The organism is Pelobium manganitolerans, from assembly GCF_003609575.1.
Lineage (GTDB): Bacteria > Bacteroidota > Bacteroidia > Sphingobacteriales > Sphingobacteriaceae > Pseudopedobacter > Pseudopedobacter manganitolerans.
On the sequence record NZ_MBTA01000012.1, the window covers coordinates 157,711 to 173,382 of the forward strand.

Here is a 15,672-nt window from a genome sequence, read left to right on the forward strand (position 1 = left end):
GCTACATTTTGGGGTGCACCAATAAATAAGCGCTAAACTGAACGTTTTCGGGTTGCTTGTTTGCTGTGCGGAAATAGCCGCTTAGCTGCTCAAACCGTAGTTTAAAAAGGTAATTCCCGCTCACTTTTTCTAATTGCATTTGTGCGTTGGGCACTTTGATAAATCCTTCTGTACTGGCGTTAAGCGCTTGGTTTTGATGCAGTTTTTGCAATAACTGTGCTACTGGAAAGCTGACGATGGCTTTGCCGTTTTCACTTAAAACCAACTGGTTTCTCTTATTTAAAGCCAGCTGAAACTTTTGTTTTTGCAGGTCGAAAGTTTTGCGCTCCGTTGTGTTTAGTGATGATGAGTTCACCTCAACCAATTTAATGGCCCCCTGTAAATCAACTTCGCCCGCTTGCGCATTGCTATAGTTTCTTTGGTATTGCATCCACAAATCTGTTTCTGCTGTTTTACTGATTTTTAGTTCGGTTAAAACCGTGTCCTCTAATTTTTGTTGTGCATCCCAATGGGCTAATTTTTTGTTTTTGAGTTTTTCTTGTTGCTGTTGCTCCAAACGGTTTAAGTCCATCTTCACAAAGGGCTGCAAGGTTTTTGCGCCATAGTTTTCATTAAGGTAACGCACCAAATTTCTTATTTCTACGTCGCGTTCTTTAGTAACTGGCAAACTCAGTTGCTTTGCTAGGCGCGCCGTTTGTGAGGCCTTTGAAACCGACTTGATGCCCCAGGGACCAAGCATGGCACACACAGAAACGATCAACAAACTGATGGGGATTATCCGGATGTGGTCGCGCCCTTTTATCAAAAAGTAAAGCGTGACAAAAGCAAGCCACAGGGCCAAAACAATTAATATATATCGGCTTTCTGTTATGCCATAATCTGCCACACGTTTCCAAATAGCTACCGATAAAAGCAACAAAAGAGGCAACATCAGCACGTAAAAACTTTTGCTGTAAAATTGTATCCACTTGTTTTCTTCTTGCTTGCGGATGGGGTGCACCAACAAAATAGATAGCATCCCGAAAACGGCATATCCCAAAACTAAAATTGCCACCGAGCTGTTGGGCAAGCTCCATTGCAAAAGGATTTTAACTTCGTACGCCAATAAAATCAATAAGTATATACTGGCCAGCGGGATTAAAACGTATTGGGTAAATATTTTTAAGGCCTTTGGGTAAGAAGGGTCCTGATTGAGCGGCGCAAGAGGTTGCGGAATACCTGCCAAGAAAAATATCGTGTTAAACAAACCTACAATGATAATCCATAAACGCAGGTAAATTTCGCTGTCCCATTTGATGTTGAAGAGCGTGTGGATACTTAACAGCGCGATGCTTAAACCGGCAAAAAGTACCGCACTGTAGAGTGCCGATGTGGCAAAGCGCAAGAAAAAAGTTTTGTTAAGTTGCCAAAAACCTACTTCGGTGTTGCTGCGGTTAAAAGCGGCCAAGGCTACCAATAGATGCACCGCGAAGCCAATGATGAGGAGCACGAAAACATCCGCCTGTTTTTGGTTAGGTGCTAATAAAAGGTAAATGAGCGCTAACAGAACAAGAATTATCACATGACTTAGGTAAAATTTAGCTTTCGGTAGCGGGTGCGTTTCTGCATATAAAGCCAAGGCTAGCGACATGGCCATGCCGAAATTTCCGAGATAAATAAATTTTATTAGTTGTTGTGCTGTTTCATCATCGCGCCAAGCGTAAGTTAACGCAAAGGCGGCTAAGGTGCCAATTAGTGCATAACAGATGGGAAAGAAAAAGCGCTTGTAAACCTGTGTAAAGGAAAGCCAAAGCTGGTTTAAGGAAGGAAATTTCATGGCGGTAATTTCCTTTAAAGATAAATTTAATTTACCAACAATTTATAGCCCCTGCCGTGCACATTTATAATTTCAACGTTGGGGTCTTCTTTTAAATATTTGCGCAACTTGCTTAAAAACACGTCCATACTGCGGCCGTTAAAGTAATTGTCATCGTGCCATATCTGCAGTAAAGCTTCCTCGCGGGTAAGCACATCGTTTTTCTTTAAGCACAAAAGGCGCAAAAGCTCGGCTTCTTTGGTGCTCACTTTTTGTTGCTGGCCGTTGTGGCTAATTTGTTGGCTTTGGTAATCAAAGGTGTAGGTGCCAATTTCGAAAAAAGTTGGTTTGGCTTCTTCGGTCTGGTTTTGTTGACCGCTGCGTTTTAAAAGGGCATTGATACGCAATAAAAGCTCCTCAATGCGGAACGGCTTGGTGATATAATCATCGCCACCTAAAGTAAACGCTTCGGTTTTATCTTCCATCATTCCTTTGGCCGTAGCAAATATGATGGGTACGTTAGGGTTTGCGTTGCGGATGTCTTTTGCCAAACTAAAGCCGTCTTTTTTTGGCATCATCACATCTAAAATGCAAATGTCAAAGCTTTTTTCTAAAAATGCTTTCAAACCCTCTTCGCCATTGGTGCATAGTTGTACTTCAAACTTTCCTTTTAAATCTAAATAATCTTCTAAAAGCATCCCCAAATTGGGGTCGTCTTCTACTAAAAGCACTCTTTTTTTTGTCATCTTTTAAATTTACTGATGCGAATTTTAAGCTAAGGGAAATTTGAGTTCAAATTCCGAACCTTTATCTTTTTCACTTTTTACGCTAATGCTGCCCTTCATTTTTTTTACCACGCTGTTAACATAGCTTAATCCTAGCCCAAAGCCTTTTACGTCGTGCAGGTTTCCGGTTGGGATACGGTAAAACTGCTCAAAAATTTTCTTCAGCTGTTCTTTGCTCATCCCTATGCCGGTGTCTTTAATTTTAATCAATAGCGAATTTCCATCGTTCAGCGTGCTGATGTCTATTTTAGACGATTCGGGACTGTACTTGTTGGCATTGTCTATCAAATTAAAAATAACGTTGCTCAGGTGCAACTCATCGCCCAGTATCACCGAGTTTTGGGCATTTAAATTTAGCGTTACGGTAGTGCCTTTTTTATGTAATTGCAGCTCCATGCTGTCTACCACGGCACTAATTAAATCGTTAACTTGTTGTGGCGAGTGCTCTAGTTTAATGTTTTCTTTTTCGATTTTAGCGATGTTCAATACCCGCTCTATATGGTTGCCTAAGCGTACGTTTTCATCGTAAATTACGCCCGCCAACTTATTCACCCTTGCGGTATTGCTGTTAATCTCGGGGTCTTTCAAAGCTTCACTGGCAATCATAATGGTGGCCACTGGGGTTTTAAACTCGTGGGTCATGTTGTTGATGAAATCGGTTTTCATTTCGGAAACTTTTTTCTGCCTTAAAATAGAGGAAATGGTGTAAATGAAACTACCGGCCAGCACCAAAAGCAAGCTTACTGATGAGAGCAATATAGAGCCCATATTTCGCAAGATGACGCTGTTTTTTTGCGGAAAGCTGACCATCAAATAGCCACCATCGCGCAACATATCTTTAGTGAATAGGGCGGTTTTGTAGGTGTTTTGTGGCAAAAACTGATTATTTTTTTGCGATGCGTTTGAAAAAATGATAGAATCGGCCTGTACAGAGCCTATGCGGTAGGTATAGTTTAAGTTAACGCCATTGTTTGCCAATTCTGTTGCCAAAAGCGAATCGATATTTTGTGCTTCAACCCTTTGGCGCAAAGGCACATTTACCTGTTGCATTTCTGACGCGATATCTTCAAATACACTGCTTTTATCTTTCACACGCTCTACCGAATCCAGGTAATTAGTTAATCTTTTGGCCTGTTTTTCATTTTGTTGCTGCCGCGATGCTAACTTAAGCTCACGCTCAGAAATGCCTGTTAAAAAATTTGGTTTTGGGATGGTTTTAAGCACCGTGCCTAAAATTGGGTCCTGCACCACATAGCGCCTAACCGTATCTACAACCGCGTTTCCCCTGCTAACCAAGCGAAGTTGAGGTTGGGCGGGCTGTGTTTCAACCAATGATTGTCTTTGGATGGTGTGTACATTTCCGTATTCGTCAATCACCTCATCAACATCAACTCTTAGGTTAAACCGCGGACTTTGGTTTTCTGCCTGCACTGGGCCGTTATAAACCAGTTTGTACGGATAGCGCGAGCGGATTAAGCTATCGCGCAAGCGGAAAATGCTATCGGATTTTGCTTGGTTTGCCTTCATTTTTTGTACAAAGGCAATGGTTGAGCTTTCTTGCGGACTTAGTTTTTGGTTGTTGGTTTTTCGGCTTTGCGCGATGCGCCTTTTGCGCGCAAGTTCTTCGTTGCGTTTATGGGCTAAATCTGCCTTGTGCGCCAAAAAAAGCAAGGCTTCTTTTTTCTCCAGCTTCTCCGAAACATTTTTTAAAGCCTCGTTCACAGACTGGTCAAAAAGCTGGGTTTTTAGCTCGTAAGATTCGCGGATGAAGTAAAACTGCATAGCCATCACCCCAACCAAAGCAAAACTCATCAAAGCCATTATCAGTACAATACTCTGTCTCTTCATCTCTTAACAAATATAAGTGTGTAGCTTTTAAGCCTTGTTGCTTTAACACAATTTAACATTCCTTAACAATAATTAAGTTTTATCCCTCGCACAATGCCTTACCTTTGAGACAATCACAGCGCACACCCCCGCGCATAAATTTATAATTGGTGATTAGTTTAGTTTTGGTTTAGAAAAGGTGTTAAGCAATTAGCACCTTTTTTATTTTACCAATATCTTAAAGTTAAGGGTTTATTTTAGGATAGATGAGACGTGGCGTTTGTTGGCGCTGTTTGGCGTTAATTGGCGTCCGTTGGCATGTTTGCGCCTTGAAAATTGAAATTGCTTTGTTCGCTAGTTCTTCGCTAATTGTCCGTACCTCCTTCGCAAAACCGGTGCTTTTTGCCAACAAGTAGCGAAGAAGGTACGAAAGAGGTGCGGAGGATGAATTCTGTAACAGCCGTGTAATTGTCGGTGTTGAATTTCCGTATTTGCCCTTAAATGACTTCAAAAATTTGCAAAATGTTGACATATAGGATAACTTTGAGTAATGACTCGGACAATAGTTTTTTATGGCCATTATTTTATTGACTTCTATCAGCAGCAGAATCAAAAAGTAAAGGATAAAATTCAATACGTCTTGGAATTGATTAAGCAGGTTGACCGAGTGCCAGAAAAGTTTTTAAAACATTTAACAGGAACTGAAGGCTTATATGAAATCCGAATTGAATATCAGTCCAATATTTATAGGATTTTTTGTTGTTTTGATGATGGACACCTGGTTGTTTTATTTAATGGTTTCGAGAAGAAAAGTAGGAAAACACCCGCCGCAGAAATAACTAAAGCGGAAAAAATCAGAATGGATTACTTTAAAAAGAAAAGCAATGGACAGGTATAAAAATGTAAAAACATTCGACGAATTGATTGAGTTGGAACACGGTAAAATAGGGAGCTCCAAGCGCAATAAGTATGAAGAAAATTCTCAGATGTTTATTATGAGTGAGATGCTGAAAACAGCGCGTAAGGAAGCTAAGTTGACGCAAGAACAATTGGCAGAAAGAGTTGGGACAAAAAAAAGTTATATTTCTAGGCTTGAGAACGGAAAGGGAAACATTCAACTTGCTACTTTAATTAGAATTTTTGAACAGGGATTGAACCGGAAAATTGGATTAACCTTTTTATAATGGTTTGAGCTCACATAATATCGAAGCTATGATATTCGATTGGTGAGTTTGCTTAATTGAAACCCCAAAGTGCACAAAGACCACAGAGGACGCTCTGTTTTCCCTTCGCAATCTCAGTTTCTGCACTGAAAATTGGTTGAAAATTAAACCACAAAGACACAAAGAACACGGGGCATTTAGCAATTTTAAAGCTTCGAGCCTCTTTGTGTTTTCTGCGGTTAACTAAATTGAAAAATTAACCACAAGGGCACAAAGAACGTGGGGCATTAGTAAGTTGTAACTCCGGTTCTCTGTGTTCACTGCGGTTAACTGAATTAAAAATCGACCACAAAGGCACGAAAATCCACTTTCCGCGCGCTCCAATGGTTTGCAATTACCAAAACCTTATAGCTCGCCTCTAATCCCAAGCTCTAGCCCGCGCAGTTCTGCCAAGCCCTTTAAACGCCCAATTATCGAATAGCCGGGATAGGTATTCCGCTTAAAATCGTCCAAAATTAAGTGTCCGTGGTCCGGGCGCATCGGGATGTTAATTGTTCCCGCTCCGCTTGCCAAGCGTCTTTTTTGCTCTTCAACAACAGCCTTCATGATTTGGTACATGCTATTGCTGCCTTCCAGATGTGGTGCTTCGTAGAAACTTCCGTCGGCCTCGCGCTCTACGTTGCGCAAATGCAGGAAGTGGATTTTATTGCCAAACCGAGCGATCATCTCAGGAAGCTGATTAGCAGGATTTGCGCCCAAAGAGCCGGTACAAAAAGTGATGCCGTTACTGTCGGAATCGATTGCATCCAAAATAAACTGCAAATCAGCTGCATCACAAACGATACGGGGCAAACCCAAGATGGGGAATGGGGGATCATCTGGGTGGATGCACATTTTGACCCCTTCCTGCTCTGCCGTAGGGATAATCGCTCTTAAAAAATAAGCAAGATTTTCGCGGAGCTCGCTTTTCCCGATTTGGCTGTACTTTTTTAAATGCTCCTGAAACTCGGGGATAGTGAAAACTTCATCTGTGCCGGGAAGGCCAGCCATAATGGTTTCTGTTAAGGTCTGTTTTTCTTCCTTACTTAACCCATCTAAGTACTGCTTGGCTTTTTGTTGCACCTCTTGGTTAAATTCTTCAAAGGCTTCGGGTCTTTGCAAAATATAAAGGTCAAAGGCTGCCAATGCAATAGCATCGTATCGGAGGGCTACAGCCTTATCTGGCAAGCTATAACGCAAATGTGTGCGTGTCCAATCTAGCACAGGCATAAAATTATAGCACACTACTTTAATCCCTGCTTGGGCTAAGTTTTTTAAAGTGCTTTTATAATGTTCGATGTACAAATCGCGCTCTGGAGCGCCGGTTTTAATGCTTTCGTGGATGTTTACACTTTCTACCACGCTCCAGGTTAGGCCGGCATCTTCAATCAGTTTTTTTCGTGCTAAAATATCTTGCCTGGTCCATACCTCTCCGCAAGGTATCTGATGTAAAGCGGTAACAATGCCGGTAGCGCCGGTCTGCTTTATATCGGCCAAGCTCACTTCATCCGCGGGGCCAAACCATCTAAATGTTTGTTCTAATTTTTGCATCATGTTAAAATTGGTTAAGGAGCAGCTAATGTAAGCGCTTTGTAGAGAATTAGGAAACTGGGGTATTACAGAAAATGAGAGGAGCAGGGTAAGAAAAACAGAAAGAATTTTCACCCCGCAAGCTCTGAACCCACGTTTTACAAATTTGCCCCTCTCTATAAATGAGATTATCCCCCTCGGTTTTATACAAAAGCCTCTAGTTTTGGGCAAAGCCAATAAACAAAAGGCTTTTTAATAACCAATTTTGTTAACCAAAACTTGTTTCGATAGTTTACTTGCGAAACATAAAAAAAACAATAACCTAAACATGATTAAAGCTGAAGAATAAACCGAAGACACTATGGGCGCTGCCCATATCCAAACCCTAAAACAACCAATTAAACTATTTTAAAATGATGATGAAAAAATACTTCTTTCATGGCATTGCCGGGCACACATGCGTGCCAGCCTTGCTGTTGTTACTATTTCTAATCTCCCCTTTCTGCGTGCAGGCACAAAACCGCACCGTGTCGGGTAAGGTTACAGATGCCGATTCTTCTGGCCCGCTCATCGGCGTAAGCGTTAAAGTAAAAGGGCAAAGCATGGGAACCGTAACAGACGTTAATGGTAATTATAGCATAAGTGTTGGAGACAACGCTGTGCTTGAGTTTAGTTATTTGGGCTACACCACCCAAAGCATAAACGTGGCAGGTAAAAACACAGTATCTGTAAAATTAACCGCAGACGATAAAGCCTTAAACGAGGTGGTAGTTGTTGGTTACGGTACACAGAAGCGCTCTGATATTACCGGATCCGTAGCTTCTGTACCGAAAGAGAGGCTCTCCAAGTTGCCGGTAAATAACGTAATGCAAGCCATTCAAGGCGCGGTTGCCAATGTTACGGTTTCACAGGCCTCATCTATCCCTGGCGATGCACCCTCGGCCCAAGTAAGAGGGCGTAATTCTATTAAAGCTACATCAGAGCCTTACGTGGTGGTAGACGGAATTCCGCTTACAAAAACAGACGGCTCCATCAATGACATTAACCCTAACGACATCGCATCGGTAGAAATACTTAAAGATCCATCGGCGGTGGCTATTTACGGTGTTAACGGCTCAAACGGGGTAATCCTAATCACTACAAAAAGGGGCACAACGGGCAAGCCCTCTGTAAAGTATTCTGGCTATGCCGGTGCAGAGGAAGCGGCACACATTTTAGAACCGGTATCCGGAGAGGAATTGCTTAACCGTTATGCGGAGTATGCACGTATAACCAAAACTAGCCTTTATAACGGTGGCCCAGTACGTAACCAGTTTGAGTTTGATAATTACAAAAATGGCGTTACAACCGATTGGTTAGATGCTGTTATGCAAACCGGAAACATCCAAAACCATAACGTAAGTTTATCTGGCGGAAGCGAAAATGCCAAATATTATGTGTCTACAGATTATCTAGGGCAAAATGGTATTGTTAAGGGTTACAATTATAAACGTTACTCTTTTAGGGCTAACACAGATTTTAAAGCAACAAAATATCTTTCTATTGGAACTTCAACGTTTTTTGTTGCGCATAACAAAGACGGTGGCCGCGCCAATTTATTGCAAGCCCTGGCCATGAGCCCTTATGCCAAAATGTATAATGACGACGGCACTTTAACACAGTACCCGATGTATTCGGAGCAATTATGGTCCAATCCTTTATTGCCAACTACCACAAACCCCGAAAGAAGACAGTTTAACGTTTCTTTAAACGGGTATGCCGAGGCCGATTTTGGGCAGATAGCTGATCCTTTGCAAGGCTTAAAGTATAAATTTAATGGGGGATATTCTTATGTGCCTGTAAGGGAAAATACTTATGAAGGTAAATCAGTCTACAACCTAAACGGCTTTGGGCGCATCATTAACAGAGAAACGCAAACCTATACCATGGAGCATATCTTAACTTATACCAAAGATATCGCGCAGCATCATTTTGATTTTACCGGTTTATATGCCTTAAAAAGTAAACATTGGCAAGAGAATGTGGCTAGCGGCCAGATATTTCCTAACGATGAGTTGGGCTGGGGGAATTTAGAATCGGCTACTACGCAAACCGTTTCTTCCGAGTCGGATTTGTATCGCACCATTTCGCAAATGGGTCGTTTAAACTATTCATTTGACAGCCGTTACCTATTCACTTTTACCGTACGCAGAGATGGTTCTTCGGTATTTGGGGCAAATCATAAATATGGCGTTTTCCCTTCTGCCGCTGTGGCGTGGAACATCCACAACGAAGCTTTTATGAAGCCCTACGAGAGTGTGCTTAACAATTTAAAACTGCGTTTATCTTATGGTATATCCGGTAACGAAGCCGTACCGATATACAGAACTCTAGCATTAATGAATTCGGGTTCTTTAACCATGGGCGGTAAATCTAACACCACGTTAAGAGTGAGGTCCAATATGGGTAACGATGATTTGCGATGGGAAAAAACTACCGGCTTTAATACCGGACTTGATTTTGGCCTTTGGAATAACCGGATTGACGGGAGTATAGATTTTTATAAATCGCACACCAATGATTTATTGCTAGACCAAAGTTTGCCTCGATTAACTGGCTACCAAACCGTTTTAACTAACATTGGCGAGGTAGAAAACACAGGTTTAGATGTTACTTTAAACAGCCGTAACATCAGCAAAAAAGATTTTAGCTGGTCCACCACCGTAGTTTTCTCGACCAATAAAAATAAGATAGTTGATCTTTACGGTAACGGCAAAAGCGATTTAGGTAACCGCTGGTTTATAGGCCAACCTATTGGGGTAATTTATGACTATACCAAAGTGGGTATTTGGCAAGAGGACGAAATTACGTCGGGCGCTAATTCAACTTGGGATGCCGCAGCGCAAGCAGGGGATTTAAAATTGGCAGACATCAGCGGTCCAGACGGCAAGCCAGATGGTAAGGTTGATGATAACGACCGCTCTATCTTAGGCCAAACTTCACCTAAATGGACCGGCGGTTTAACAAATACCTTCACCTATAAAGATTTTGCTTTAAGCATTTTCATCAATACCGTGCAGGGTGCATTGCGCAACAACCCACAAATCGGAGGAGCTTCTGATGAAATGGGACGCAGAAGCACCCCTGCGGCTTTAGGCTACTGGACCCCGGCAAACAAAAGCAACGAGTGGCGTTCTTTAGGTAACCACTCTAACAGTCACGGTTACGGTTTCCCAGAAAGTGCCAGTTACACCCGTTTAAAAGACATCACTTTAAGCTATACGCTAAACCAAAAATTAGTAGAAAAAATTGGAGTTTCTGGCGCACAGGTGTTCGCAAGCGGACGCAACCTTTACACCTGGACAAATTGGCTGGGTTGGGATCCGGAAGCACGGGATATTACAAGAGGAAGCGATAACGATAACATCAACTACCCAATGGTACGCAGCTTTATTTTTGGTCTTAACTTAACCTTTTAGTCTCATGAAATTCAACAGAAAAATAAATTACATCATGCTAGCGCTAGGTTTGTTAACTGTAGGTGCTTGCAAAGACAGCTTTTTAGATGAAAAACCCTACTCTGCCTACCGCGCTGGAGGAAACGATCCATCAACCATAGATAACCAGTTGTTAGGCTTGCACCATACGTTCGCCGAGCTATGGGGGTATAGCGGGCGCCAAGGCTTTTTGGCCTGTTGGCAAATAGGAATGGATATCACCAGTGCCGGCTCTACCGAGGGTGTAGAAAACCCGTTTTATCAATACAAAGATTTGAACCCAGAAAATGGTGGGGTAAACTATTTGTGGCAAAAGTGTTATGAGTTTATCAACAATGCCAATATTATTATTGAATCTGTGGGCGATAGCAACCCGAAAGCGGCCGCAGAAGCTCGGTTTTTCAGGGCTTATGCTTACAACATTTTAGTTACCCTGTGGGGTGATGTTCCTTTGCTAACTGTGCCTATCAAAGTGCCAACTTTTGATATTGAGCGCAAAGCAGTTGTGGATATTGATAAGGTAATTGAAGAGGATTTGACTTTTGCGATGGCGAACTTGCCAGATGTAGGCGCTGCAAAAACAGAATCGCGCATTAACAAAGATATGGCGAGGCAGTTAGCAGCAGAAGCTTTTTTACGGATGGGTATGCGCGATGCAAGCTATTATGCAAAAGCAGAAAGCGCAGCAACAGACATCATCGGCGGCAACAAATACAAGTTAATTGAAGCGCGGTACGGCAAATACCTTGCAGAAGGCGGCGATTATTACCGAGATATGTTCCGTCAAGGCAACATGAGGCGTTCTCAAGGTAATACCGAAGCCATCTGGACTTTTGAACTGGAATACAACCGCACCGTTAACGGAGGCACCATTGACAATCCGCAACACCGTAGGGTTTGGCAACCTGCCTACCATAAATGGGACGGTATGGTGAATGCCGACTCGCTTGGAGGGCGCGGTAACGGACGTTTGCGACTGAGCAACTTTATGAAATACACCGTTTGGACGGGTTTAAGTGGCGATATCAGAAACAGCAATTACAACATCCGCCGCACTACAAATTACAACCGTCCAGGTTTTAGCGCCGAGATTGGTATTGATGCAGACGGTTTCCGTGTAGCTAAAGATGCTTCCAATGCGGTTGTTGTGAAAACGATAAAAACAGGCGATAAGGTAGTACCTTTCCGTTCGGATAGTTTAGAAGTTTGGTACCCTTACCCAACAAAATGGGGCGGTTATGATCCTACCGATGATTTTGGCTATGCCTTAGTGAAAGATTGGCCGGTAATGCGTTTAGGTGAAACTTACTTGTTAAGAGCCGAAGCCCGTTTCCGTCAAAACAAACTGCAAGATGCCGCTGATGACATCAACGTGCTGAGAGACCGCGCTTTTAAAACGGCCCGGGCAAATAGCGGAAACGCAAATCTGGGTAAAGTAAATTCATCAGACATCACCCTAAACTTTATTTTGGATGAACGCGCACGTGAGCTGATTGCTGAAGAAAACCGACGGATGACCTTGGTGCGTACCGGGACCTTAAAATCTCGTATTGCAATGAATGGCGACACACAGCCTACTACAAAAGTGACCACAGGTTTCTCGGATTATAATGCCTTGTTGCCAATACCGTTGTCAGAAATTCAGTTGAACAATAAAAATGGCGATTTCTTAAAACAGAATCCAGGTTACCCGGGCGCAAAATAATTGCTAAAGGAAACATAAAAACACTATTAGTTGGTTTAGTTAGAAATGCTTGGAAACCATCCCCCCGGTTTCCTGGCTTTCTTATTTAATCTGCAACCTGAAAATTATTTTATCTTAGCACATCTTAAACCATTTAAGCCTAAAAAACTAAAAAATCAGATCCTAAATATGCAAACAGCCAAAAAGAACAAATTAACCGTTTTAGCCTTGCTCTGCGCTTTAAGCCTCGGCAACCTTAAAACGGCATTTGCTCAAAACAACGAGTGGGAAAACCCCACTATTTTAGACCACAACAAAGAAAAACCGCATGCTACCTTTATGCTTTTTGACAGCCAAAAAGATGTGGTGGCAGACGATTATAGTAAATCGCCGTATTACAAATTGCTTAACGGAAACTGGAAATTCACTTACGTAGATCAGTACAAAAACCGTAACCAAGAGTTTTACAAAACAGATTTAAACGATGCCAACTGGAGTAATATCCCAGTTCCGTCTAACTGGGAGTTGGAAGGTTTCGGAACTCCTATTTATACCAACATCGTTTACCCTTTTCCGAAAAATCCGCCTTTTATTGGCGAAAATAACCCGGTTGGCACTTACCGTATGCACTTTACCGTGCCAGCAAATTGGGATAACCGCGAAGTGCTGCTACATTTTGGTTCTATTACCGGTTACGCGCAGGTGTACGTAAATGGAAAGAAGGCGGGAATGACGAAAGCGTCTAAAACACCTGCCGAGTTTAATATCACATCCCTACTGCAAAAAGGCGACAACCAACTGGCGGTACAAGTGTTTCGTTGGCACGATGGAAGCTATCTGGAAGATCAAGATTTTTGGCGTTTAAGCGGTATCGAGCGCGACGTTTATTTGGTGGCATTGCCAAAAGTTACGGTTTGGGATTTCTTTGCCAAAGCAGAGCTGGATGCGCAGTACAAAAACGGAGTGCTAAACACTACCGTTGATGTACGCAAATTCGCCGGTGCCGGTAATCAAAGCGTAAATCTGGAACTCAGTGTGTTAGATGCCAGCGGTAAAACGGTTTTAAGCCAGCAAAAATCGGCCATAGCCAACAATGAAATTACCCAGCTTTCTTTTACAGGAAACGTAAATAATGTAAACAAATGGAGTGCAGAAACACCTTATCTGTACGATTTAATTTTAAAACTTAGCGACCAAAGCGGTAAGGTATTGTCCTTAACAGGCTCAAAAATCGGTTTCCGCAAGGTAGAAATCATCAATTCGCGCTTGTTGGTAAACGGCGTCCCGGTTTTGATAAAAGGGGCTAACCGTCACGAGCACGACGCCGTTAAAGGGCATGTCCCGGTTAAAGAAACTTTAATCCGCGATATGGAGCTAATGAAACAGTTTAACCTTAACGCTATCCGCACCAGCCATTATCCTAATGATCCTATAACGCTAAAGTTGGCCGATAAATACGGTTTTTACTTGGTAGATGAAGCAAACATAGAAACCCATGCAATGGGAGCTACTTTGCAAGGCAATTTTGACAAATCTAAACACCCGGCTTATTTGCCACAATGGGCGCCGGCACACATGGACCGCATCACCCGTATGTTAGAGCGCGATAAAAATCACCCTTCGGTAATTATTTGGTCTATGGGGAACGAGTGCGGAAACGGACAAGTTTTCCATGACGCTTACAAGTGGATAAAAGAACGAGATAAAAGTCGTGTTGTGATGTTTGAGCAGGCAGGCGAAGAAGAAAACACCGATATTGTAGGGCCAATGTATCCGGGCATCGGCAGTATGCAGAACTATGCTAACTCCAACAAAACCCGTCCCTACATCATGTGCGAGTATTCGCACGCTATGGGCAACAGCAACGGTAATTTTAAAGAATATTGGGATATCATCACCAACAGTAAAAATATGCAGGGCGGTTTTATCTGGGATTGGGTTGACCAAGGCTTAAAAACACAGACCGCAGACGGCCGTACTTTTTATGCTTACGGTGGCGATTTAGGAGGCTACTTATTGCAAAATGACGAAAACTTTTGTGCTAACGGCTTAATATCTGCCAATCAGGTGCCGCACCCGGGGCTGTACGAAGTGAAGAAGATTTACCAGAACGTTATTTTTACCGCTAAAGACCTCCAAAAAGGGATAATTACCTTGACCAACCGTTTTGATTTTACCAACCTTAACCAATACAATTTCCGTTGGGAGTTGCTAAGCAATGGCGAAAAAATAAAAGAAGGTATTTTTAAATTGGATTTGGCGCCACATCAGCAAAAAGATGTGAAGTTGAACGTTCCGGCATTGAAACTTGCGCCAGGCACAGAAATTTTCTTGAACATATATGCGTATAACAACAAAGCCACAGACTTGATGCCCGCAAACCACGAAGTTGCCCGCGAGCAGTTTAAGTTTGCAAATGACTTTTACGCCTTTGATCAAAAAACCGGCGGTAAATTGCAGGTAAATACAGACGGTGAGAAAGTTACCTTTAGCTCGGGCGCAACAAAAGGTGAGTTTAATACTAAAACAGGGGCGTTTACCCGTTACGAGAACGGCAAATCTTATATAGGCCAATTCCCAGAGCCGTATTTTTGGCGCGCGCCAACCGATAATGATTTTGGCAATAGAATGCCGGAAAGGTTAGGGGTTTGGAGAACTGCGCATGCCCGCAAAACAATTAAAAATGTGGAAGTTGGCCAGCAAAATGCAGATGGTTTGCCAATAAAAGTAAGCTATCTGTTAGAAAATATTGCTGTGCCTTACACGGTTGATTATGTTATCCAGAACGATGGCTCTGTAAAAGTAACGGCATCCATAGATATGACAGGCCGAGATTTGCCAGAGTTGCCCCGTTTTGGTATGCGGATGGATTTTCCGGCAAACTACCAGAATTTGAGCTATTACGGCCGTGGCCCGTGGGAAAATTACAGCGACCGTAAAACCGCCGCTTTTGTAGGTTTATACCAGGATAAGGTGGCCAAGCAGTTCACCTGGACCTACATCCGCCCGCAAGAAGCAGGTTATAAAACAGACGCGCGCTGGGTGAAACTCACTGATGATCAAAACCGCGGTATTTTAGTGAAAGGCTACCAGCCGATTAGCTTTAGTGCTTTGGATGTACGTACAGAAGAGCTAGACCCCGGCACCAACAAAAAACAGCAACATCCAACAGATATTAAAAAAGCGAATGCTACTATTTTACATATCGATTTAAACCAACGGGGCGTGGGTGGCGATAACAGCTGGGGCGCCTATCCGCACAGGCAGTATCGCCTAGAGGCACCAAAATACAGCTATACCTACAGCATTAAGCTGATAGATTAAGTTAAAGCTTTAAAGCCCATCCACAGAAAACGGATGGGCTTTTTTATGC

Annotated in this window: 9 protein-coding genes; 5 read left to right on the top strand and 4 right to left on the bottom strand. The window is 42.6% G+C overall.

Annotation, left to right across the window (positions count from 1 at the left end):
* Position 1 precedes the first annotated feature (1 nt).
* From BCY91_RS07320 to BCY91_RS07330, 3 genes are read right to left on the bottom strand one after another with little or no spacing between them, the layout of a single operon-like run.
* Positions 2 to 1,816 carry a DUF4153 domain-containing protein gene (locus tag BCY91_RS07320; protein WP_120181309.1) on the bottom strand — a complete coding sequence of 605 codons (1,815 nt, stop codon included), beginning with the start codon at positions 1,814 to 1,816 and terminating at the stop codon, positions 2 to 4.
* A gap of 26 nt (positions 1,817 to 1,842) precedes the next feature.
* On the bottom strand, positions 1,843 to 2,541 hold the full coding sequence (locus BCY91_RS07325) for a response regulator transcription factor (RefSeq protein WP_120181310.1): 699 nt from the start codon (positions 2,539 to 2,541) through the stop codon (positions 1,843 to 1,845).
* Between the two features lie 24 nt (positions 2,542 to 2,565).
* Positions 2,566 to 4,428, bottom strand: coding sequence for a sensor histidine kinase (locus tag BCY91_RS07330; protein ID WP_245989026.1), 1,863 nt, complete (start codon positions 4,426 to 4,428; stop codon positions 2,566 to 2,568).
* 529 nt (positions 4,429 to 4,957) lie between these two features.
* On the opposite strand from BCY91_RS07330, the gene BCY91_RS07335 reads away from it, so the two are divergent.
* Both BCY91_RS07335 and BCY91_RS07340 read left to right on the top strand, forming a co-directional pair.
* Positions 4,958 to 5,305, top strand: coding sequence for a type II toxin-antitoxin system RelE/ParE family toxin (locus tag BCY91_RS07335; RefSeq protein ID WP_120181312.1), 348 nt, complete (start codon positions 4,958 to 4,960; stop codon positions 5,303 to 5,305).
* Complete coding sequence (locus BCY91_RS07340; RefSeq protein ID WP_120181313.1) at positions 5,292 to 5,591, top strand: helix-turn-helix domain-containing protein; 300 nt, start codon at positions 5,292 to 5,294, stop codon at positions 5,589 to 5,591. Before BCY91_RS07335 ends, BCY91_RS07340 begins: the two co-directional genes overlap by 14 nt.
* Before the next feature lie 384 nt (positions 5,592 to 5,975).
* On the opposite strand, the gene uxuA is transcribed toward BCY91_RS07340, so the two are convergent.
* The gene (gene uxuA, locus BCY91_RS07345) at positions 5,976 to 7,160 is read right to left on the bottom strand and encodes a mannonate dehydratase (RefSeq protein WP_120181494.1); all 1,185 of its coding nucleotides are present in this window, start codon (positions 7,158 to 7,160) and stop codon (positions 5,976 to 5,978) included.
* Between the two features lie 392 nt (positions 7,161 to 7,552).
* Between uxuA and BCY91_RS07350 the strand changes: the two genes are divergently transcribed.
* The 3 genes from BCY91_RS07350 to BCY91_RS07360 all read left to right on the top strand — a co-directional run bounded on the left by BCY91_RS07350 (position 7,553) and on the right by BCY91_RS07360 (position 15,623).
* Positions 7,553 to 10,597, top strand: coding sequence for a SusC/RagA family TonB-linked outer membrane protein (locus BCY91_RS07350; RefSeq protein ID WP_220699449.1), 3,045 nt, complete (start codon positions 7,553 to 7,555; stop codon positions 10,595 to 10,597).
* Between the two features lie 4 nt (positions 10,598 to 10,601).
* Complete coding sequence (locus BCY91_RS07355) at positions 10,602 to 12,320, top strand: RagB/SusD family nutrient uptake outer membrane protein (RefSeq protein ID WP_120181314.1); 1,719 nt, start codon at positions 10,602 to 10,604, stop codon at positions 12,318 to 12,320.
* A gap of 168 nt (positions 12,321 to 12,488) precedes the next feature.
* Positions 12,489 to 15,623: a glycoside hydrolase family 2 TIM barrel-domain containing protein gene (locus BCY91_RS07360; protein ID WP_120181496.1), complete on the top strand. Its 3,135-nt coding sequence runs from the start codon at positions 12,489 to 12,491 to the stop codon at positions 15,621 to 15,623.
* The last annotated feature ends 49 nt before the right edge of the window (positions 15,624 to 15,672 follow it).